The organism is bacterium (assembly GCA_017744355.1).
Classification (GTDB): Bacteria; Cyanobacteriota; Sericytochromatia; order S15B-MN24; family UBA4093; genus JAGIBK01.
Genome location: JAGIBK010000003.1, coordinates 416244 through 437392, shown reverse-complemented (window position 1 = coordinate 437392; position 21149 = coordinate 416244). Strand labels below are relative to the sequence as shown.

At 59.8% G+C, this 21149-nt stretch carries 27 protein-coding genes and 1 tRNA gene; 16 read left to right on the top strand and 12 right to left on the bottom strand.

The window, feature by feature from the left end:
• Positions 1-214 precede the first annotated feature (214 nt).
• Positions 215-886: a recombinase family protein gene (locus tag J7643_10985; GenBank protein ID MBO9541102.1), complete on the top strand. Its 672-nt coding sequence runs from the start codon at positions 215-217 to the stop codon at positions 884-886.
• 55 nt (positions 887-941) lie between these two features.
• On the opposite strand, the gene J7643_10980 is transcribed toward J7643_10985, so the two are convergent.
• Complete coding sequence (locus tag J7643_10980; protein MBO9541101.1) at positions 942-1547, bottom strand: hypothetical protein; 606 nt, start codon at positions 1545-1547, stop codon at positions 942-944.
• Positions 1548-1701: 154 nt separating this feature from the next.
• On the opposite strand from J7643_10980, the gene J7643_10975 reads away from it, so the two are divergent.
• Entirely contained in the window at positions 1702-2049 is a 348-nt protein-coding gene (locus tag J7643_10975; GenBank protein MBO9541100.1) for a helix-turn-helix transcriptional regulator, read from the top strand.
• 2 nt (positions 2050-2051) lie between these two features.
• Here J7643_10975 and J7643_10970 read toward each other — a convergent pair whose 3' ends face one another.
• The gene (locus tag J7643_10970; GenBank protein MBO9541099.1) at positions 2052-2501 is read right to left on the bottom strand and encodes a hypothetical protein; all 450 of its coding nucleotides are present in this window, start codon (positions 2499-2501) and stop codon (positions 2052-2054) included.
• Between the two features lie 305 nt (positions 2502-2806).
• Here J7643_10970 and J7643_10965 point away from each other — a divergent pair.
• The 3 genes from J7643_10965 to J7643_10955 all read left to right on the top strand — a co-directional run bounded on the left by J7643_10965 (position 2807) and on the right by J7643_10955 (position 4137).
• A tRNA-Thr gene (locus J7643_10965) sits at positions 2807-2878 on the top strand.
• Positions 2879-2984: 106 nt separating this feature from the next.
• Positions 2985-3473, top strand: a complete 489-nt coding sequence (locus tag J7643_10960) for a DUF1453 family protein (protein ID MBO9541098.1) — start codon at positions 2985-2987, stop codon at positions 3471-3473.
• Positions 3474-3579: 106 nt separating this feature from the next.
• On the top strand, positions 3580-4137 hold the full coding sequence (locus tag J7643_10955) for a cysteine hydrolase (GenBank protein MBO9541097.1): 558 nt from the start codon (positions 3580-3582) through the stop codon (positions 4135-4137).
• A 473-nt stretch (positions 4138-4610) separates the two neighbouring features.
• Here the strand turns inward: J7643_10955 and J7643_10950 are convergent, their stop codons facing one another.
• Complete coding sequence (locus J7643_10950; GenBank protein MBO9541096.1) at positions 4611-5156, bottom strand: hypothetical protein; 546 nt, start codon at positions 5154-5156, stop codon at positions 4611-4613.
• Between the two features lie 35 nt (positions 5157-5191).
• The gene (locus tag J7643_10945) at positions 5192-5530 is read right to left on the bottom strand and encodes a hypothetical protein (GenBank protein MBO9541095.1); all 339 of its coding nucleotides are present in this window, start codon (positions 5528-5530) and stop codon (positions 5192-5194) included.
• Between J7643_10945 and J7643_10940 the strand changes: the two genes are divergently transcribed.
• Positions 5487-5822 (top strand): pyrimidine dimer DNA glycosylase, encoded by a 336-nt coding sequence (locus J7643_10940; protein MBO9541094.1) that lies wholly within the window; start codon positions 5487-5489, stop codon positions 5820-5822. The genes J7643_10945 and J7643_10940 overlap by 44 nt on opposite strands.
• Positions 5823-5884: 62 nt before the next feature.
• Here J7643_10940 and J7643_10935 read toward each other — a convergent pair whose 3' ends face one another.
• Entirely contained in the window at positions 5885-6859 is a 975-nt protein-coding gene (locus J7643_10935) for a DUF3137 domain-containing protein (GenBank protein ID MBO9541093.1), read from the bottom strand.
• A 96-nt stretch (positions 6860-6955) separates the two neighbouring features.
• A complete protein-coding gene (locus tag J7643_10930) occupies positions 6956-7546 on the bottom strand; it encodes a LemA family protein (protein ID MBO9541092.1) in 591 nt (196 codons plus the stop codon).
• Between the two features lie 146 nt (positions 7547-7692).
• Between J7643_10930 and J7643_10925 the strand changes: the two genes are divergently transcribed.
• On the top strand, positions 7693-8148 hold the full coding sequence (locus tag J7643_10925) for a tetratricopeptide repeat protein (protein MBO9541091.1): 456 nt from the start codon (positions 7693-7695) through the stop codon (positions 8146-8148).
• Between the two features lie 138 nt (positions 8149-8286).
• Positions 8287-8862, top strand: coding sequence for a hypothetical protein (locus J7643_10920; GenBank protein MBO9541090.1), 576 nt, complete (start codon positions 8287-8289; stop codon positions 8860-8862).
• 233 nt (positions 8863-9095) lie between these two features.
• Here the strand turns inward: J7643_10920 and J7643_10915 are convergent, their stop codons facing one another.
• From J7643_10915 to J7643_10905, 3 genes are all read right to left on the bottom strand, one after another.
• The gene (locus J7643_10915) at positions 9096-9662 is read right to left on the bottom strand and encodes a hypothetical protein (protein ID MBO9541089.1); all 567 of its coding nucleotides are present in this window, start codon (positions 9660-9662) and stop codon (positions 9096-9098) included.
• Between the two features lie 27 nt (positions 9663-9689).
• A complete protein-coding gene (locus J7643_10910; GenBank protein MBO9541088.1) occupies positions 9690-10250 on the bottom strand; it encodes a hypothetical protein in 561 nt (186 codons plus the stop codon).
• Positions 10251-10460: 210 nt separating this feature from the next.
• Entirely contained in the window at positions 10461-10937 is a 477-nt protein-coding gene (locus tag J7643_10905) for a glutathione peroxidase (GenBank protein ID MBO9541087.1), read from the bottom strand.
• Positions 10938-11002: 65 nt separating this feature from the next.
• Between J7643_10905 and J7643_10900 the strand changes: the two genes are divergently transcribed.
• Entirely contained in the window at positions 11003-11593 is a 591-nt protein-coding gene (locus J7643_10900; protein MBO9541086.1) for a GNAT family N-acetyltransferase, read from the top strand.
• 43 nt (positions 11594-11636) lie between these two features.
• Here the strand turns inward: J7643_10900 and J7643_10895 are convergent, their stop codons facing one another.
• Positions 11637-12062, bottom strand: a complete 426-nt coding sequence (locus tag J7643_10895) for a hypothetical protein (protein MBO9541085.1) — start codon at positions 12060-12062, stop codon at positions 11637-11639.
• A gap of 70 nt (positions 12063-12132) precedes the next feature.
• Here J7643_10895 and J7643_10890 point away from each other — a divergent pair, with 70 nt between their 5' ends.
• The gene (locus J7643_10890) at positions 12133-13257 is read left to right on the top strand and encodes a hypothetical protein (GenBank protein MBO9541084.1); all 1125 of its coding nucleotides are present in this window, start codon (positions 12133-12135) and stop codon (positions 13255-13257) included.
• Between the two features lie 3 nt (positions 13258-13260).
• On the opposite strand, the gene J7643_10885 is transcribed toward J7643_10890, so the two are convergent.
• A complete protein-coding gene (locus J7643_10885; GenBank protein ID MBO9541083.1) occupies positions 13261-13752 on the bottom strand; it encodes a hypothetical protein in 492 nt (163 codons plus the stop codon).
• 18 nt (positions 13753-13770) lie between these two features.
• Positions 13771-14391, bottom strand: a complete 621-nt coding sequence (locus tag J7643_10880) for a hypothetical protein (GenBank protein MBO9541082.1) — start codon at positions 14389-14391, stop codon at positions 13771-13773.
• A 226-nt stretch (positions 14392-14617) separates the two neighbouring features.
• Here J7643_10880 and J7643_10875 point away from each other — a divergent pair, with 226 nt between their 5' ends.
• The 6 genes from J7643_10875 to malQ all read left to right on the top strand — a co-directional run bounded on the left by J7643_10875 (position 14618) and on the right by malQ (position 21100).
• Entirely contained in the window at positions 14618-15454 is an 837-nt protein-coding gene (locus J7643_10875) for an endonuclease (protein MBO9541081.1), read from the top strand.
• A 12-nt stretch (positions 15455-15466) separates the two neighbouring features.
• Positions 15467-15937 carry a DUF1905 domain-containing protein gene (locus J7643_10870; protein MBO9541080.1) on the top strand — a complete coding sequence of 157 codons (471 nt, stop codon included), beginning with the start codon at positions 15467-15469 and terminating at the stop codon, positions 15935-15937.
• Entirely contained in the window at positions 15934-16629 is a 696-nt protein-coding gene (locus tag J7643_10865) for a peptidase E (protein ID MBO9541079.1), read from the top strand. The genes J7643_10870 and J7643_10865 overlap by 4 nt, the downstream gene beginning before the upstream one ends.
• A 109-nt stretch (positions 16630-16738) precedes the next feature.
• Positions 16739-17944: a cytochrome P450 gene (locus J7643_10860; GenBank protein MBO9541078.1), complete on the top strand. Its 1206-nt coding sequence runs from the start codon at positions 16739-16741 to the stop codon at positions 17942-17944.
• Positions 17945-17958: 14 nt separating this feature from the next.
• Entirely contained in the window at positions 17959-19587 is a 1629-nt protein-coding gene (treS, locus tag J7643_10855; protein MBO9541077.1) for a maltose alpha-D-glucosyltransferase, read from the top strand.
• 16 nt (positions 19588-19603) lie between these two features.
• Complete coding sequence (malQ, locus tag J7643_10850; protein MBO9541076.1) at positions 19604-21100, top strand: 4-alpha-glucanotransferase; 1497 nt, start codon at positions 19604-19606, stop codon at positions 21098-21100.
• Positions 21101-21149 lie beyond the last annotated feature (49 nt).

Below are 21149 nucleotides of genomic sequence, written 5' to 3'. Positions count from 1 at the left end.
TTCCGGCAAAAAAGACCTCCCCCTCATCCTACTAGCCCAGAGATGCATTCCTTATATGGGATATGGGGGTGAGTTCGAGCATCCTCCTGGTTGACCTGATCATGATCGGGTGGATATTTGTTCAGTTAACGCGAAAACATTTCGTTGACGGTTGGTTTACTGAAGTGTATTCTTCGTTCAAATTGAAGCCACGCCTAGTTTTGAGGGATATTCAGTGTCCAACCAGAAGTGTATCTGCTACTACCGAGTCTCAACCCAGGCCCAGGGTATCAGCGGATTGGGTCTCGAAGCTCAGCGGGCGAGTGTGCAGCGTTTCCTGGCTGGTGGACAGTGGGAACAGTTGGGTGAGTATACGGATGTAGAGAGCGGCAGGAAGAGCAACCGCCCTGAACTCCTAAAGGCCATCGCTCATGCCAAGCGCAGCAATGCCACCCTCATCATTGCCAAACTGGATCGCCTGGCCCGTAACGTTGCCTTCATCGCCAACCTGATGGAGTCGCGGATAGACTTTATTGCGGTAGACAATCCGCACGCGAACAAGCTGACCATCCAGATCCTAGCTGTTGTGGCTGAGGCCGAAGCCGAAATGATTAGTGCCCGCACCAAGGCGGCTCTTCAAGCTGCAAAAGCAAGGGGAGTGAAGTTGGGAAAGCCTGAGAACCTGACCGCTGATGCAATTGCTAAAGGCGTGCAGGCAGCTAGAGATGTGTCGATAGCGCGGGCTAAGGAGGCTTACTCCCATCTCCTACCCATCGTGCGTAATGCGCGGGACCAGGGGCAAACTTTCGTACAGATCGCGGAGCTGCTCAACCAACAGGGTGAACGCACCAGGAAGGGAGCCTTGTTCCAGTCGGCAACGGTGCAGAGGATTCTCAAGCGGGCTTGAAAAAAAGAGAGGCAGCTGCCACGCTGCCTCTTCTTGTATTTGTACAGTACGGGCGTCAGTCAACCGTAGCCAAAGAAGCAAGCCCCTGCAAACGCTGCCCGTTAGCTGTATCGAGATCCGCCTTGGCCTTCCTAAGTCTCTTCAAGTCAGGAGGGCCCTCCATGAATCCCAAAAACTTATCAAAGCTTTCTGCCGAGAACTCGTATCCTTGGGCAAACAGTAGGGCTGCTTCAGCACAGCTTCTCTCTGGGCTTTTGGGTCTATCCTCACCAGGAATGGTATCCAAAAGACTGACCTCGCCCATGTGAGCCGAGGAGAGCGCGTGCAGTTCTTCTGCCACACCGCGACAGGCTCCAACTGCTTCTTCAATCTTCTCTCTGGAACGGTCGCTTCCGTTGGTGTAGTACTTCTCCATATGCGGTAATACACCCTCCACAATCTTTTGCCCCTTTCGATCCAGGGCGTGAATCTGCTCTTTCAATTTCTGGATGGTCGCAGGATCTGCGACTTGGGGTTCAGGAGTTGCAGATGCTTCGCTACCACTGAGCGAATATGAGGGTTGAGATTCCGAATCGGAAGAGTTGCTATCCGGCAGCATGGAGCCAATGATCGCGAGTACGCCGATAGCGACCACGATACCTCCCACCGTTTTTGCCTGCATGACGTTCTGGTCTCCGATCTACTACTAGGACGGGCTTCACAGCCTAGGATTACTATTTGATCGATAAGCCTAATTGAAATCAATATTACTTTCAATCGCATCAGTTGCTTGTCATACGATCCTCCAACGGGCCATATCCCTTTGGAGAACAGCATTGAGCATCGGTGAATACCTGAAAGAGCTACGGCACCAGCGCAATCTCTCTGCCCGTGAAGCCGCGAAGAGAATTGGAATCAGCTACACCAGATTGCAAGAACTCGAAAACGGCTATAGCCGCACTACCGGCAAACCAACCAGCCCGACGACGGATGTTCTGATCAAGATTGCAAAGGGCTACGAGCAACCACTTCCATTGCTCTTGCAGATGGCAGGCTTAACTCCCGTCTCCCAGGATGAGAGACAGGAAGCCGAACTCTTGCAAATCTTTCGTGGCCTAAGCGAGAAGGGCCGAAATCTTGCAGTCGCTCTTGTGCGTACCGTCGAGGCGCAGGATAAGCAATAGCCTCAAACCCTATCGCCAAAGTTTACTAGGCTGTCTACAAGACGTTCTAAAATGGGGTAGAGGGGTAATATATCCCCTGCATCATTCAGTCGCGTACGGATGCTCATACAAACAACGCGATCATGAATTGCCGTAAGAACGACTTCTAGCTTTCGTTGATCCAGTTCAGCGTCTTGGAAGATTTCGCGCCAAAAACCGTCCATCGGTATTTCACAATGTAAGGCCAAAGTGTCGCTATCTTCCTGGTAGGTGAGATGGCGTCTATTGTCGTGCTTATGCGAAGCAACGAGAATCCCAGCAATGGAAGAGTTTGTCTTGAATCCAAGGCTCTCGAACTTTTGTTTAATCTCAGGAAGATCCATTGCGGTGTTCGCTCCAAAATCGCCCAAAAACGATGCGAACGAACAATAGCATAGGTTTGAAGGAAAGCGAACTCTGAGCAGCGTTCTCAAGGGATTTCCTGGAGGCTTGTTTCTTTGCTGGGGTGTGATTTGTTTTCAGTGATGTGAAATTAGGTCAATGAAGGCAATAGGGGGTGCATAGCCGAAACCTTGTGCGCCGTCTCAGGCTCTAGATCTAAGTTTCACTCGTTTCATCTGCTGAACTGACGACCTTCAGGGTTCGCCTCCCGCAGGTGCCAGGAGTCTTCGAGGTGATGCATAGGTTTTTCATACCCCGGAAGGCGTCGCTCCATCTTTACAAGGGTGGGATCTCCTGGTAGGATTGGTTCCTGTTTCGAGGAAACGTCGAGACGTTCGCCGGATTAGCACAGCGGTAGTGCATTCGATTCGTAATCGAAAGGTCATGGGTTCGATTCCCATATCCGGCTCTGGCACCCCCCGTAGCTCTTTGGCATTTTGCCTGCTCGGGGTTGGTGCCTTTTTTTGTGCTTACGCCAGGCTGCCTCTAATCTGGACCTGAAACCCATGCAACAAATGAGTGGCAACGGTATCTATCTCTTCGTGATCGCAATCGCAGCCTTGGTGCTGTGGCGCAGAACGCGGAGCATGTATCGTCCGATCCGCGGCAGCGGGATTCGGCTGCTGCTCCCGTTGCTTGCCTTGCTTCCGGGGCTGACCCTGATTTTCAATCCACAGGTGTCTGAGCCTGCCTGGGCGTACGGGATTGCCTTCGGCCTCGGGATGGTGCTGTCCATCCCGCTGATCTGGACGACCAACTACGAGGTCCGAGCGGACAACTTCATTTACGCCCGGAAGAACTGGGGATTTGTCGTGGCCTTTGTCGGCGTCGTGGTCATCCGGCTGGCCCTTAGGCACGAGCTGACGAACCTCGAGCCTCAGGCGAAAATAGCGCTCTTCATGACGGTGCTCTGTGGCTATCTTATCCCCTGGCGGATCGTGTCATTCATCAAGTTCCGCCGGGTGCTCAACAACGCCGCTGGCAGCGATACTGCGCTGAGCTGACCACCGCCTCAGGCGCGCCCGTAGCCATATGGCATATTGCCTGCTCAGGCTTACCGGCCCCCTTTCGATAACTCACCCTTGGTCGGCTTGTCTAGGAGTACCTGGAATGACCTCGCTTGATGCCCTCGCCGGGTCCCGTACGGCCCTGCTGCTACTGGACTATCAGTTGGATTTTCTGAGCGAAGCTGCTCGTTTGCCGGTCGGACGCGATCAAGTCGAGGAGCTGTTGGAAGCTTCAAACGAGTTGGTTCGCCGCGCCAGGAGCGAAGGCTGGGAGGTCGTCACCATTGGCAACGCCTTCCGTAGGCATGACGTGATTGGCAACCTCTTCAGGCGTGGCGCTGCCGTCGCCGGCTCACCCGGATGTGCCCTCGATCCGCGCTTGCGGGCGGAGGGTGCGGCCTTCTTTGAAAAGTGGCGAGGGAGCGCTCTGACCAACCCTGCGCTCATCGCTCACCTGGCTGAGCGTCAGATCGCTACGCTCGTGATTGCAGGCGTGTTCACGGCCGGTTGCGTCAAGGCGACGGCGCTTGATGCTGCCCGTCGAGGGTATCAGGTCGTGGTTCCTCGAAACGCGGTGGCCGATAAGTCCAAGGCCGTCAGTGATCGTGCGTGTGTATTTCTCGAACGACGAGGCGTTCAGGTGATTTTGCGCGATTCGTAAGCGAAAGATCAGGGGGCCGACTTTCACATCCTGCTCTGGCGCTTTCCGTGGCTCTTTGGCATATTTCCGGCTCGGGGCTGGTGCTTTTTTGTGCGTGTGTCTAAAGGACTCGCTTGCCGATGTGAAACCAGTGAGCCGAATGAAACCAAACTGGTTTCATTCGGCTGCTTAGGTGTGTTTGAGTGTATGTTTGATTTTTCCGCGGAGCATAGAGATAACGTAACCGTTCAGTGGATCGCTCCGTAGAGGGTGGACGCTGGCTGTAAATCCCGCTTGGCCGGCCCGACCCCGTCGATGAACACGAACCTCAACTCCTGAGGTAGTCCTACCTGGGGTTGAGGTTCGTGGCGAGCCTGACGGCTATTCTTATCTCCGCGCTCCTCGGCCTCACTCAAGTGGCGGACATAGCGCGCCTTGAGGAGCCGCCTGCGAGGGGCGAGTACCCATCGCGTGAACGAAGTTGGATTTGATTATTAATGAGTTGTATCGTTAGGTCTTTGATTAAGCGGGGCACTGACAACCGGTGAAAATGCTATCGGCTTGCTGGTGCGCTGAATCGATACGTAGTGGTAGGGCCAAGTACTCAACTGAGTCGTTGGTGTTCCCTCTGGTGGTAACCATCTCACACTATGCACAAGGAGTTGATCGTCTTGCTCTTCGATACTGACGATCTCCATTTTTATTTGGCCTGTGCTTTGAGGCGCTAATTGCGCAAATATTGCAAGATGGGTTGAAAAATCAACATTCGGCAGAGAGTTTCCTGCCTTAATCAGCGGGTGTGCTTTGAGGAAGTCGTCAACCTCTTGCTGAGATCTAAATGTCGTAAATATCGGGCCGTCTGGAGTGCCGTCTGCTCCTTGTTCAAGGTTGGAATAGGGAATAGACTTCGCAGTAAGAGCGGCTTTCAATTCAGGGGACTGGAGATGTTGGTTGCTGATGAATGGTAGGTCACACGCAGAGATGGTGGCCAATAATCCGAACGTTCCAAAAACCAAAACCAGAGTCTTACGGAAATTCATATGGTCGCCTCTCTAAGAGTGCTAGCGTGAATCTATTATTGCCTAGTCTTCACTAAACGCAGGCAATGGCTCCTTGATTTCGTTCCAACGAAGGAATGGATCAGGCAAGCAGACCCAGTGTAGGGAGTAATAAGTAATAAGTCAAAAGTAATTTTAATGTCATTATCGATGGCGGATATTTTCATATGGAGCTTCGATGAAAAATTCAGTTTAATCACTCCCTCTTTGTTGCATTCTTTCGGAAAAAAGCCGATGAACGCGCGATGCAGTGCGCGTACTTCCCAGGCGGCAAGCTTTGTTGGCCGTTCATCCCCTTGAAAGGGAGATTCGATGCGGAGTTGGTATCCATTTCCTGTCGAGATGCTCGATGACAAGCGCCTTCTTGCGGAGCACAACGAGCTGCTCATCATGGCAAAGGCGATCGCGGGACTGAACAAGGGTTACGCCAATCATCCCGAGACCAGGCGCTGGGTGGGGCACAGCAAGGCCATGAAGGATCGGCACGACCGACTTGCCGCCGAGATGGTTCGCCGGGGCTTCAATCATCGAAGCCCATGGCCCGATGGGCTGATCAATCCGACAGACGGGGACGACTATCCTGCTACCCTGGTAGAACCTTTGGACGTGATGAAGGCCAAGCTTCAAGCAAAACAGGGCGGCCTGTGAGCAATTCGACCTTTCAAAGAGCTTTCCTGTGGCAATGTGTCGGATGACGTCTCGCTGCCAGTCTAGTGGCTCCAGAGCTTGAGATTGAGGTTGAGGTCCTTGACTACGCCCAAGGCGAAGCGCAAATCATCAAGGTATTGCTTGATCTGCGCTTTGTTTTCCAGAGGGGTGAAGAGCGTCGGTTCGAACAGATCGCGTGCGTAGCTAACAGCAAGGTATACGTGTCCATCTACGAAGGAGAGCCGAACCTCGCGTCCGGCCTTGTGCCGAAATTTGATGATGCGACGCATAAGACTTGGGGACAAGAGATAGCGCGCTTCGATTTGATCGGTGCCATAGACGACGAAAAGCCGTTCGAATTCGGGGTCTTCCAACTTGATCAGCTTACCTTGGGTTGTGCCCAAGCTTTGTAGCCATTGTCCGGCCACTTTTCCAACAGCTGTCTCCACGGCATCTGGCAGAATGATGAGACTGCCATTGCTTCGCTTATTGAAAGCCAACTCGAAGAATAGGCCTTTGAACTGAGTGACGTAGCGCTTGTTTGTTGCACTTCCTAGGTTAATTTTGGTGTGAAGCTCTGAGAATCGAATCTTTGTGCCAAGAATTGTGCCGGTTACCAGGTCATCCCCATTGAAGCGATCCGGTGGTGTCTCAAAGAGACCACTTTGCTGGAACACTTCGGCTGGGATGCAGTTGTGCATGGCGTAATGCAAATCTGCATCCATATAGGAAATGATTCTTCGGATAACTAATCGCTTGAAGCGAGTGCCAAATTGCTTTGTTAAATTGTATTTAAAAGTCTCTCCGGCTAATATGCCGATCATGGCAATGATGGCAAAGGTGAAGGATAGTATTTGGTTGATTTCATTGGGTTCTTCGATACTGCGGATAATGTACCAAGCTATTGGAATAGCGAGCGCTACCACGACGAACATGTTCATTCGCAGCAGTAACGCAACTCTTTTTCGCTCGCGCTCCAGGTTACGAAGATCAGGACGCAACTTCTCGTAAAGTTCCGAAACTCGGAGGATGGCCATCTTGGTACCTAGCCTGTTCGTGCCAGCGGGACGTACTAGGCCGCCAGCCATTTTGGAAACGTCTCAGTGTAAAGACGAAGGAAGCAAGCTGATCCCTTAGCGATCGAGTAGCTGGGCCACCTCGATGCTCTTGCGTTCCAATGGCGTGATCTCAAATAGCGCCTTCCGCTGGAACTTCATTCGGCGCGCGATAACGCTACTGGGGAACATTTCGAGGGAGTTGTTGTAATCCGTTACAGCTGCATTGAAGGCACGGCGCGCGGCGGAAATCTGCTCTTCAACTTCATTGAGCGCTGCTTGCAACTGCAGGAAGTTTTGATTGGCCTTGAGGTCTGGGTAGTTTTCCGCCGCCACGAACAAGCCCCCTAGCTGCTTGGTGAACTCTTTGTCCAGTTTGCGCCGCTCTTCCCCGGTGGTCGCCAGCGCTTGGGTGCGCAATTGGGTGAGCCCTTCGAGGAGGCTGCGCTCATGACGCATGTAGGCTTCGACAGCCGCGATCAGATTGGGGATCAAATCGTATCGCTTCTTGAGAATGGCATCCACGCCGGCAGCGGCATTATCAACGCCATTTTTCGTGGCGATCAATGTGTTGAAGAGAGTGACGATAAACAGTACACACAGCGCGAGTCCGCCGATCAGCCAGAGTGCCAATATCTTGTCCTCCGTTTTGCTGGGGTTAGTGCTCATAATATGCTAGTTGTGAAATGAAATAAACCCATCTGGCGGTCGTGATAGTGCCGCTTCAATTCCAGGGCACTGCTGGTGCTGTCAGGCGTGCGCCGCATGGTGGTATCCATGAAGCAGGCAATATGGCGCTTCACGTGGGAGGGGCGATGACTGAACAGGATGCGATGATGGATCGAATCAACGAGGCGATCGCGCTGCATCACGGCGGACGCCACGACGAAGCGCGTCATTGTTTCGCGGCCTTGTGGGAGGAGTTGGGCTCGGAGGGAGATCCATTTCATCGCTGCACCCTCGCGCACTTCATGGCGGATGAGCAAGCAGATCCGCGCGAGGAGCTCGTCTGGGATCTGCGCGCCCTCGAGGCTGCGGATGAGCTATCCGACGCACGGGTGAAGGAGCATCACGCCTCGCTGGCGCTTCGTGCTTTTTACCCTTCCTTGCACCTGAATCTGGCCGAGGATTACCGCAAGCTCGGCGAGCTGGATCAGGCGCGATCGCACCTCGCGCGGGCAAAAGAGGCGCTTGATGCCTTGCCCGACGACGGTTACGGCCATCTCATCCGAGGCGGAATCGAGCGCCTGACGGCACGCCTGGCGCCGTGACGCCCGGCTCCAGCTCGGGCCGAGGTGTGGCGGCGATCTTGCCGCTTGATACCCTAACGCCATGAGGTGAGCCGAATGCTCGCTCAGGGTAGACACGAGAATGGAGTAGCTTTTCCAAGACGCTGGATGTGAGGACCGATGAGCGCCGACGAAGAACGCGACGTCAAGCAACGCATGACCGCCTACGCGAGGCAGTCGCTGGCAAAGGATGCGAGAGTCCTCGACCTGCGCTTCGAAGCGGGTGCCGCCAATTGGGTGGCTTCAGCCGTCAGCAAGACGGCGGGTATCGTCGAGATCGTCGCCGTCCAGGAGAATGGCCAGTGGCGGCTCTCGTCCTCGAAGTCGACCAAGCACCATTCGCGGGCGATGACCGGCACCCGGATCGAGCGCGAAGGGCCCGTCAAGATGCTGGTGAAGCTCGCGGTCTTGGCGCTTTTTCTCGTGGGCGGCTATCTGGCGCTGCCCTACGCGCAGAATGCCCTGAAGCAGTTGCCGAGCGCCGCTATCAAGCCGCCTTCGTCCGATGTTCCGCGTCAAGCGGGGACGGGCCTCGATTCCGCGCTCATGAACTCGGCGACGGAGCTTGCCAACGACCCAGCCCGCAAGGCCGCTGTCGAGAAGGCGACCGCCAAGCTCATCGGGGATCAAGGCGTGACGCGAGGCCTGGATGAGGTCAATCGCTTGAATGCCGAGGCGCTCGGCCAGCGGCCGTAGTCGCTCGGAGGGCAGACGAAAGAAAGCTCGCCGCTCGATCAGCCGTCACCTTCCAAAAGGAAAAGCCCCCGCCGGGTGTGCGACCGGTGGGGGCTTGGTGCTCAGAGAGAGGTGAGGGGTGCGCTCTTGATGTCTGTATCTTGCCACATCGAAGCGTGGCGCTCCGTTGCGGCCTTCACGTCTGCGGTGTGAGGTTCGTAACCCTCGATTTTTCGTCGAGAGGCCAAACGTGCTCAGAAGAGCCAACTCGCCTTGAGCGGGAGCATTGAGGCACTGATGCTGACCTCGAAGGCAGGCGTGATCTGATAGCCGATTTCGAGCCAGGGCAGGCCGGAGATGATGGCTTCACGAAGCGAAAGGTAGTCCATCCAGCGCGGAATCAGGGTGTAGTTGGGAGTGGCCTGCACTCGCACGGAGCCCCACTGGTGCTGAAGTGAGAGGCCTACGGTGTAGCCGAGCGGCCCAGGGGCGAGGCCTGGGCTCGTGGAACCGGCGACTGTAGCGGTACTGGTCATATCCCACGTGTGATTGAGCCCCAGGATGAGCCCGAGGGACGTGCTCTCGCTAAGAGGTTGGCTGAGTTGTGCCCAAGCGGTGTATTGTGCATGGTTTTGGAAGACGTAAAGGCCATTCACGCCGATCGTGAGGGGGCTCTCTGCGATGGGCAGAAGCGCTTCGCCGCCCGTGTAGAGCGGCACGAAGGGCGTGATCGAAAGCCGTCCCTTGTGCGGTGCGGCGCTAGCGGCTTGGCTGCCGAGCAGGCCGATGAGCACGCTGAGGGTGATGATGCTGGTGCGCATGGGATACCTCTGCTGGTCGGACACTTGCTAAAACAGCCTCGAAACCTTGAGCGGGAGGGCGCTTGTGCGCAGGCTGATCTCTAGGTTTGGCATCACCTTCGCCCCGAATTCAAGCCAGGGAAGCCCGAGCGGGTCCCACGAGGTCGAGAGGCGCCCCTCCTCGGCGACAAGCAGCGTCGTGTTGGGATTGAGTCTCGCCCAGAACGGTCCCGCCTCGGCATGCAGCGAGACGCCCGCGATCAGCCCGACGGGGTTCGGCGAGAAGCTGTCTCGGAAGTCCCGGCGTCCCCAGTCTTGCCTTACGCCGAGCAACGGCCCCCAGGAGACCTTCTCGGAGGCCTTCAGGGCATAGCGGCCATAAGCGGAGTAGTAGATCTGGCCCGGGTTCATGAAGGCACCAGGAAAGACGGAGCCGGTCATGGCAAAGCCGAATGGGCTCTCGGGTAGAGAGACCTCACCTTCGAGCCCGATGTTGAACGGGGCGAGGCTCGTGATGCCGATTTTTCCCGAGAGCGGCTTGGCATCCGCGGCCTTGCCGCTCAGCAGTACGACGATTGCGATTGCTATTTGGTTCTGGATTGACTTCATAAAAAAATCATTCCCACTGCGGGCGTACGGCAAACCTTCGGCCGGATAGGGGAAGCCCCCGCCGGGTGTGCGACCGGCGGGGGCTCGTTGCTCAGAGAGGGTGTGGGGTGCGCTCTTGATGTCTGTATCTTGCCACGGTGGACGATTTGGAGCCGTCGTCTCCCACACGCCTGATGCGTGAGCTTCCTAACGCGTGCTTGTCCGTTAGGGCTAGGCTTTGAGGGCTTCCTGGATGGCCGTGACGATCTCGGGATCGGTCGGCTCGGTCTTTGGGTGGAAGCGCTTGATGACCTTGCCGGAGCGATCCACCAGGAACTTGTCGAAGTTCCAGCGGATCTCGCCTTCGGCCCCGGGCTGGCTCGTCAGATACTGGTAGAGGGGGGCCTGGCTTTCGCCCTTGACGGGGATCTTGGCGAACATGTCGAAGCCGACGCCGTAGTTGGCCGCGCAGAATTGCCCGATCTGCTCATTGGTGCCGGGCTCCTGGGCACCGAAGTCGTTCGACGGGAAACCCAGCACCTGCAATCCCTGCGCCTGGTAGGCCTCGTGCAACTCCTGGAGCCCCTTGTACTGAGGGGTGAGACCGCACTCAGAAGCGGTGTTGACGATGAGCAGCACCTTGCCGCGATAATCCGACAGGGTGACCGGCGTGCCGTTGAGGCGCTTGACCTGGAAGTCGTAGAGCATGGTGGGTCCTTTCAGCGAAGAGGCTTGTCCGCCACAAGTCATACCACGCCTGCGCCGATACCTCCATGCGATCGCCTTTCGAGAACGGAGCCGATATGATGCCGCCGCTGCCCCAGCTTCAGACCCCGCGCCTCTTGCTCAGACCGCTCGTGGAGCAGGATGCGGAGGCCGTCTTCGCGTACTGCTCCAACCCCAACGTCTCGCGCTACACCCTCTGGGAGCCCCATCGCTCGCTCGATGACGCGCTCGCGTATATCCGCGATTACGCCTTTCCCAAGTACGAGTTGGGGGTCCCCGAGCCCTTCGCCATCACCTTGAAGGAAGAGGGCGATCGCGTGATCGGGACGGTCGGGGCATTCTGGGTCTCGGAGGCGAATCGCTGCATGGAAATCGCCTATGCGATCGCCGAGCCCTACTGGGGGCAGGGGCTCGTGGCCGAGGCGGCGCGAGCCGTGAGGGACTTCGTGTTCGAGACGTATTCCGTCGAGCGCCTGCAGTGCCGCTGCAAGGCGGAGAACGCGCCGAGCGCGCGCGTCATGGAGAAGCTCGGCATGACGCGAGAAGGCACCCTGCGGGCGTCGCTCTACCATCGCGATCGCTTCTGGGACATGCACTACTATTCGCTGCTACGATCCGAGTGGGAGCGCCTGCGCTGAAAAAGAGGCTCCCATCCGAGGCTTGCTCGGTGGGGGCGATGCGTCAGGGCGTGACCTCGATTGTCGTGGTGGCCGATGGCGTACCGGGATAGTAGTCCGGGATGAAGCGATTGGCCTCTACCAGATAGGTGCCGGTCGCCGTCGGGGTGAACTCCATTCGCACGGCCGAGAGAACCGGCGTATCGTTGCAGCCGCCCGCGTCCGTCGTGAAATTACTGTAGGTGTCGACGACGATGCGCTTCTGGCCTTCATCCAGGCTCAGGTCGCCGTAGCTGACCGCATGGCACCAGTTGGGACCCGCGTAGACCGAGGCGGTGATGATGGCCGTTCGCCCGAGGCTGATGGTCTTGGGGGCGCTGACGTTGCTGATCATGGCCGGCTGGGAATGGAAGTACGCCGTGCTGCTGGCGTTGCTGCAACCGACTATCGCGAGCATCGTGCAGGTCGCGAAGATACGGGCTATCTTCATGAAAATATGTCCTTTAATTCAAAATCATGGGATAAATTTATTATTGTCACTTTTTTCTTGGAGGAGTCAAATGCCGCACCCTATCGGGAGCACACCAAGACGCTTGGCGAGCAGCTTCGCCCTGCTCTCGCTCTCCCTGTGCTTGTTGACGGGGTGCCCGTGGCTGGGGAGCGAGCAATCCGGACAGCCCCAGGCGCCGGTCGTTCACTACGAGGACACGCTCGTCAAGACCGTTGCCGGCAGCGTCCCGGGCTATTTCGACGGCGCTGCCGCCGAAGCCAAGTTTTATTCGCCTGCCGGGCTGGCGCTGGACGCTTCGGGCAACCTCTACGTGGCGGATACCGGAAATCACTGCGTTCGGATGATCGATGCGGCGGGTCACGTCAGCACGATCGCCGGTAGTACGAACGGTGGCCTGGATGTGACGCCCGATCGAAACCTGCCCTTCAGCAGCGCCCTGGGGTTGGCCATCGCGAGCGGCAGTACGGTGTTCGTGGCCGATGCCAACGGGAATTGCGTTCGTTCGATCGATGCGAGCCGCAGCGTGACGACGTACGCGGGGGGCGCCCAGGGCTACGCGAACGGCCCTCGGGAAACGGCAAGGTTCTTCTTGCCGCTGGATATCGCTGCGGATGCCGCCGATAACCTGTACCTCACCGAGTCGAATAGCATTCGCAAAATAACCCCCCAGGGCCAGGTTTCGACGCTGGTCGGGGGGCCGCACAGGTTGCTCGGACTGCCCATCGAACCAGCGAGCGGGCTGATCGCGGCAGCAGACTTTCGAGGCATAGCGGCGGACAAGTCGGGGAACGTCTACGTAGCCGATCGTTCTAGTTCGCGGATCCTGAAAGTGACGGCCGGCGGGGAAGTCAGTGTTCTTGCGGGAGGCTCGCCGGGCTATGTCGATGGGACACTCGCCGAGGCGCGGTTTAATACGCCCGAGGACGTGGCGCTGGACGCCGAGGGGAACCTCTACGTCGCTGATTCAGTCAACAGGGCGCTGCGCAAGATCACCCCAGAGGGCGTCGTCACCACCTTGGCTGGTAAGCGGCACGGCGGACGTCCCACGGTCTTCGAAGGAAAGGGAGCTGACGTTCACTTCGGCTCCCCCTCGCATCTGGCGGTTGATGCGAGCGGAAGCCTGTTCGTCACGGACGCTGGTGCCAACCTGATTCGCGTGGTGCGAAAGAACTAGGCCTCACTTGATCAGGAAGTAGACGTTGCCGCCTGTCCCGAATGTACCTTGCGAGTCCTTTCGCCGACCCGTAAGGGCGATGTTCACGCGCTGCCCGTGCGCGAGCTTGAAAGGATCACCATACTGATCGTTGCCGAGGAGTTCGCGTAGCTCGAAGCTGAGCGTGGCGGTCTGGCTTTGAGTCGGGAGGTTCCCTAGCCGGAAGTATGGTGTCGTGGATTTGTCGGCGGGGATATGTTCGGGATCGCCCAGCCCATCGCCCGAGTACAAATAAGCGGAATAGATGTAGGTGTCGCTCAGGTTCTCGAAACGGACCGTGACCGTCTCGCCGAAGGCGGGGTTCGTGGGCTCGACCGCGCTCACGCTCGCATGAGAGCGCATGCCCATCAGATCACTGTTCGAGCGGTAGACCGAAGGGAAGGGGATTCTGAGCGAGTAGTCGCACCCGCTCAGCAGGAGCGTTGCGAGAATTGGGGCCATTCGCTTCATCGTCATGACGTTCATCCTGGCGCGCTAAAAGGTGTGCGTGTACGCGATAGGGGTGAGGGTCGGGCGGAGGCGCAACTCGGTATTGCTGCTCAGCTTGAAGCCGACCTCGACGATGGGCGGGCCGAGCATCGCGGCTTCCCAGAAGTCGATATTCGGATAGCTGTCGCGAGGGGGCGTCACCAGCGTCAGGCTGGGAGCGAGGCGAAGCCAGACGTTGTCCCAGCTGTGCTGGTAGAACACGCCTGCGAGCGTGACGAACGGCTGCGGGCGAGAGTAGGTGGTCCTGAAGGGAATTGGGACCCCACTCAGGAACCAGCTCTGGCTCACGCCAATCATCATGCCGACCGAAGCCTGTGGGGCAAGGTGGTGGGTGTAATGGCCCCAGGTCGTCCACCAGTTGCCATTGGCTTCAAGCGTCAGGGCATCGCCGGAAAGATAGGGAAAGCCCATGGCGCCGAGGCGGCTGCTGATGCCGAAGGGCGTATCCTTCCAGTGCAGGTCGGCCTCGAGCCCCAGCGTATAGGGGGAGATGCCGACGCCGATGCGAGTATCCAGGGGGGCGGCCCAGGCCGCAGCCGGAGCGCTCAACACGAGGAAGGCGACGAGGCTTAGGCAGGGTGCTGGTTTGTGCCACTTGATTTTCATAATAACTTCATACCACTTTTGTCTTTTTATATCACGCTTTTAGGCGATCAGAAGCTCTCCGGTTTTAGGCGGCCTAAGAGGCCGCTGCCGTCGAGATTGAGAAGGCCTAATTAATCTAAAAACGAATAATCGTAATTAATTCAATGTCGCAAATGGGCAAGAGCCAGGGAGCGAGTGCCGATAATGCTGGTAGATCCGGCCCAAGGCCTCTTGTTCTGGTGATTTGATGCGTTTTCGAAATCCCGTTATTACTTCAATATTGCTCGGCCTGCTGCTGGCGGGCTGCGGCCTGCCGACGGGTTTCGGTCAGGCCCCCGAGCAGGGCGCGGATTCGCTCCAGGCCGAGGCTACCACGCCGGCGACCTACTACAAGACCGCCGAGGGCAAGACCGGCAATGAGCTGCTCAAGGCGCTCAACAAGATCATCAAGAAGCACACGGTCCTGACCTACGACGGGGCCCGGGACGAGATGTTCGCCAACATCGACGATCCGACCAACACCGACACCGTCGTCTGCGTCTACACCGGGCGCACCCTCAAGGGCGTCCACGACCGCGACAGCGCCTACCAGAAGGGCGCGGGTTTCAGTACCGAGCACACCTGGCCGCAGAGCATGGGCGCCAAGACTGAGCCCGCTCGCTCGGATCTGCACCACCTCTTCCCGGTCGACACCCGCATCAACAGCGTGCGCAGCAACTCGCCCTTTGGGAACGTGAAGAACGCCCTGCAAGAGTTTCCTCTCATGGAGGTCGTCGATCGGGTGAAGACGGGCATCGACGTGAGCGGCCAGCAGGTCTTCGAGCCGCGCAAGGCGCACAAGGGCAACGTGGCCCGGGCGATCTTCTACTTCTACACCACCTACGCCGTCTCCAAGTCGCCGGGCGTCTGGTTGGACAACTTCCGCGTCGAGCACGATACTCTATTGAAGTGGCATCGCGAGGATCCGGTCGACGCGGACGAGCGTCGGCGGAACGAGGCGATCTACAAGCTGCAGAAGAACCGGAACCCCTTCATCGATCACCCTGAGTACGTGTCGGCGATCGGGGCGTTTCCGGCCCGATAAGAAAGGCCCCCCTTGAGCCAGCTGGAGTTCGACGCGATCCTGGTGCGCCCCGAGGCGACCGGGAGCTGGACCTACGTGAATATCCCCGCCGACGTGAGCGCGCGCTTCGGTACCAAGCGTCAGGTGCCGATCAAGGGCACCGTCAACGGCGTGCCCCTCCAGGGCTCCTTGATGCCCCACGGGGACGGCACCTTTTACCTGGTCATCAAGCAAGCCATCCGGGACGCCGCCGGCGTGACCCAGGGGGACTCGGTCCAGATCTCGCTGGAGCCGGATGACGCGCCTCGACGCAACGAGGTGCCCGAGGACCTGCAACAAGCTCTGCAGGGTCAAAGCGAGGCCGGGGCCGTCTTCGAGAAGCTCGCCTACTCGCACCAGAAGGCCTACCTGGATTGGATAGGCGAGGCCAAGAAGCCCGAGACCCGCGCGCGCCGCATCGAGAAGGCCCTGGTGCTCCTGTCCGAAGGGAAGAAGTTGAAGTGAAGCAGATCTATGCCATCGGTGGCGGTGGCTTCTCCCTGGAGCCCTCGAACCTCGCCCTCGACAAGGAGCTGCTCGCCCTGAGCGGCAAGCCGAAGCCCAAGGTCTGTTTTATCTCGACCGCGAGCTTCGATTCGGGCGACTACATCGATCGCTTCTACCGCGCCTTCTTGACGCTCGATTGCGAGCCGAGCCACCTGACGGTCAAGATCCCGAACGTCGCGAGCGTCCGGGATCACGTCATGGCCCAGGACATCCTCTACGTGGGGGGCGGCGACGTCCTGAACCTGTTCGATCAGTGGCAGAAGACCCGCTTCGACCTCGTGATCAAGGAAGCGTACGAGGCGGGGATCGTGCTCGCCGGGGTGAGCGCGGGGGCCTTCTGCTGGTTCGAGGCGGGAATGACCGACTCGGCGCCCGGCCAGTTCGCCCCGATCAAGGGCCTCGGCTTGCTGAAGGGTAGCCTCTGCGTCCACTACGACAGCGAGCCGGAGCGAAAGATGGCGTATCAGCGCTTCATGCTGCGGGGCCTCATCGACCCCGGTCTTGCCCTGGAGGACGGCGTGGCGCTCCACTACGTGGACGGCGAGCTGCGGCGAGCCGTCAGCTCGCGCGAGGGCGCGCAGGCTTACCGGGTCGAGGTGCGGCGGAACACCATCTTCGCCCTGCCCGAGGAGCCGGTCTACCTGGGGTAGCGCTCCCTTTCCCGCTTCCAAAGACCTTCCTCATTTCCAACGATTTTCGCGCCCCCGAAGGGGAGTACCATCGAGCGGTTGATGCCTGATATGGACAGGAGCCTGCTCGATGCGTCTTTTTCCCGCCCCCGAGGATCGGATCGCGCCTTACGGCTTCTACGCGGCGATGCGCCGAGATCACCCGGTCGCTTACGACGAGCGGAGCGGGAGCTGGGGCGTCTTTCGCTACGCGGACGCCAAGACGGTCCTGACGGATCACGCGCGCTTCTCGTCCGACTTTCGCAAGGTGACGCGCCTCCATGCGGTGAGCGGCCAGCTGCGTCCCAACCTCATCTCGACCGACCCGCCGCGCCACCGCCAGCTGCGTCTCATCCTCGCCCCGACCTTCGCGCCCACGGCGATCAATCGCCTGGCCCCCCGCATCAAGGAGATGGTCAATCGGCTGCTCGATGAGGTCATCGAGCAGGGCCGGATGGAGCTGGTCGCCGATCTCGCCTACCCCCTGCCCGTGATGGTCATCGCGGAGATGCTCGGCGTGCCGCCGGCGGATCGCCCCCAGTTCAAGCAATGGGCGGATGCGATCGTGGGCGAGGGCGGCGGCATCCTCTTGAGCAACGAGATCTCGCCCCAGCGCTTCGCCATCCAGAAAGAGATGGATGCCTACTTCAGCGGCATCCTCGCCGAGCGCCGCAAGGCGCCGAAAGAGGACCTGCTGAGCGAGCTGCTGGTGGCCGGGGCGGACGGCGTGCGCCTGAGCGAGCAGGACATCTTGAGCTTCTGCAACCTGCTGCTCATCGCGGGCCACGTCACGACGGTGAACCTCATCACCAACGCGGTGTGGACCCTGCTTTCGCACCCCGAGGCGCTCGCGCGGCTTCAGTTCGAGCGCGGCCTCTTGCCCTCGGCCCTCGAAGAGGTCCTGCGCTTTCGCTCGCCGGTGCGGGCGGTCTCGCGGGTGGCCCTCGATGAGGTGCTGCTGGAGGGGCAGCGCATCGAGGCCGGGCAGCGCATCGTGGTCAACCTCTCGTCGGCCAACCGCGACGAGCGGGTCTTCGCGGAGCCCGAGCGTTTCGACGTGACGCGCTCGCCGAACCCGCACCTGGCCTTTGGCCACGGCATCCACTTCTGCATCGGGGCGCCGCTCGCGCGCCTCGAGGCGCGGATCGCCCTGGCGGCCATCCTCGATCGGCTGCAGGCGCTCTCGTTCGACGGTGAGCCTCATCTGGCGCCCCTGGACAGCGTCCTCTTGGACGGCGTTGAGCGCTTGCCGCTCGTCTTCCGCCAGGGGGAGCGCATCGGCCTGACGATCGGTTAGAGGAGAGCGCAAGGATGGCGAACGCGTCGCACTGGTACAAGGACGCCGTCTTCTACGAGGTCTCGATCCGAACCTTCCAGGACGGCAACGGGGACGGGCTGGGGGATTTCGTCGGCCTGACGCGCAGGCTCGACTACATCAAGGACCTGGGGGTCGACTGCATCTGGATCCTGCCCATGTATCCCTCGCCGCTGCGGGACGACGGCTACGACATCTCGGATTACAAGAACATCCACCCGGACCTGGGGACTCTCGACGACTTCAAGCACTTCATTCAAGAGGCCAAGAAACGTGACCTGCGGGTCATCGCGGACCTGGTGCTCAATCACACGTCGAGCGACCATCCCTGGTTCCAGGAGGCCCGCAAGGGCCCCGACAACCCCTATCACGACTACTACGTCTGGAGCGACGACGATCGCAAGTACTCAGGCGCTCGCATCATCTTCACCGACACCGAGAAATCCAACTGGACCTGGGACGAATCTGCCAAGCAGTACTACTGGCATCGCTTCTTCAGTCACCAGCCGGATCTCAACTACGAGAACCCCAAGGTCCGCCAGGAGATGCTCGACGTCTTCAAGTTCTGGATGGACATGGGGCTCGATGGCTTCAGGGCGGACGCCATCCCCTACCTCTTCGAAGAAGAAGGCACCAACTGCGAGAACCTGCCGCGGACCCATCAGTATCTCAAGGAGCTGCGCGCCTACATGGACGCGCACTATCCCGAGGCCATCATGCTCGGCGAGGCCAACCAGTGGCCCGAGGATGTGCGCGCTTATTTCGGCGACGGCGACGAGTTGCACATCTCCTTCAACTTCCCGGTCATGCCGCGCATGTACCTGGCCCTCAAGCAGGAGAGCCGGGAGCCCCTGGAGTGGATCCTCGGCAAGACCCCCGACATTCCGCCCGATTGCCAGTGGGCGACTTTCTTGCGCAACCACGACGAGCTGACCCTCGAGATGGTGACGGATGAGGAGCGTGCCTACATGTACGCCGCCTACGCGCCGGATCCGCGTATGAAGCTCAACGTGGGCATCCGGCGCAGGCTCTGGCCCCTGCTGGATGGCGATCGCCGTCAGGTGGAGGTGCTCTACAGCCTGTTGCTGTCCATGCCCGGCAGCCCGGTGCTCTACTACGGCGACGAGATCGGGATGGGGGACAACATCCACCTGCCGGATCGCTTCGGCGTCCGCACGCCCATGCAGTGGGACGACGCGCGCAACGCGGGCTTCTCGACGGCCAAGCCGAGCGAGCTCTACCTGCCGGTCATCATCGACCCGGGGTACCATTACCTGGCGGTGAACGTGCAGAACGCGCAGGCCTTCCAAACCTCCTTCTATCACTGGCTGAAAAGGCTGCTCGCCGTTCGGCGGCGCTTCAGGGCCTTCGGCCGCGGGACGATCCGCTTCCTTCACCCGGAGGCCATGCAGGTCTTCTCCTACGTTCGCAGCTTCGAGGACGAACAGGTGCTGGTGGTGAACAATCTCTCGGGCAAGGCCCTGGCGGTGGAGCTGGACCTTTCACCCTGGGAGGGGCGGGTCCCGATGGAGCTTTCGGGCGAGAAGCCGTTCCCGGTGCTGACGACGGCACCCTACCGCCTGAGCTTGCCGCCCTACGGCTTCTACTGGTTCCAGTTGACCTGACGAAAGGAGGCGGCCCATGAGCCCCCGCCGCAGCGGCGTCCTGTTGCATCCGACCTCGTTGCCGGGCCGCTTCGGCATCGGCGATCTGGGGCCGCAGGCGATCGCCTGGGTCGAGCACCTGGCCGACATGGCCCAGGGGTGGTGGCAGGTGCTGCCGCTGACGCCGACCAGCGTCGGTGACTCGCCCTATTTCTCGCCTTCGGCCTTCGCGGGCAACCCTTTCCTCATCTCGCCCCTGCGGCTGCACGAGGACGGCTGGCTCGACGAGGTCGATCTGGCCTCCGCGCCGGAGTTCCCGGTCCATCGGGTGGACTACGGGGCGGTGGGACCCTGGAAGCGAACGATGCTCGCGACGGCCTTTCGGCATTACGAGGAGCGCGCGACCTTCGAGGAGAAGGCGCGCTTCGATGCGTTCATCGAAGACGAGCACGTCTGGCTCGACGACTACGCCCTCTTCATGGCGATCAAGGAAGAGCAGGGCGGCCTGCCCTGGACCGATTGGCCGACCGACCTTGCAAGGCGCGAGGAGCAGCCCCTGGAGGCGGCCCGCGAGCGCCTGGCCTCCCGGATCCGTCTGCACCAGTTCGGCCAGTACCTCTTCTTCGAGCAGTGGCGGGGCCTCAAGGCCTACGCCAACTCCCGGAACGTGCGCCTCATCGGGGACGCTCCCATCTTCGTCGCCCACGACAGCGCGGACGTGTGGGCGCACCCCGCGCTGTGGCGGCTGGACGAGCGGGGCCACCCGCTGGTCGTGGCGGGGGTGCCGCCCGATTACTTCAGCGCCACGGGTCAGCTCTGGGGGAACCCGCACTACGACTGGGGAAAGATGGCCGAGACGAACTACGCTTGGTGGGCGGCTCGCCTCAGGTCGCTCTTGCGCCTGGTGGACCTCATCCGGCTTGACCACTTCCGGGGCTTCGCGGGCTTCTGGGAGATCCCCGCGGGCGAGCCGACGGCGGTCAACGGCCGCTGGGTGCCGGGGCCGGGGGCGGCCCTGTTCGAGGCCCTCAAGGAGCAGCTGGGGGATCTGCCCCTCATCGCCGAGGACCTGGGGGTGATCACCCCGGACGTGGTCGAGTTGCGCGATCGCTTCGGCCTGCCCGGCATGAAGATCCTGCAGTTTGCCTTCGACGCCGCCGAGGAGAACAACTACTACCCGCACCTCTATCCGCGCAACTGCGTCGTCTACCCCGGCACTCACGACAACGACACGAGCAAGGGCTGGTACGAGAAGGCCAAGCCCGAGGACAAGGCCCTGATGGCCGAGTACATCGGCAAGGAGCGCATCACCGAGCCGAGCTGGGAGTTGATCCGGCTGGGGCACGCCTCGGTGGCGGACCTCTCGGTGGTGCCGCTCCAGGATCTGCTGGGCCTGGGATCCGAGGCCCGGATGAACACGCCGGGCACCATGGGGGGCAACTGGGCCTGGCGCTTCGAGGAGGGCGAGCTCACCCATGCGATCAAGGTGCGCTTCGACCGCATGACGCGCCTTTACGACCGGGAGCCGTTGTAAGAGCGCGCAGTGCGGGAGCATCCCCAAGAGAAAACGCCCGCCGGAGCTT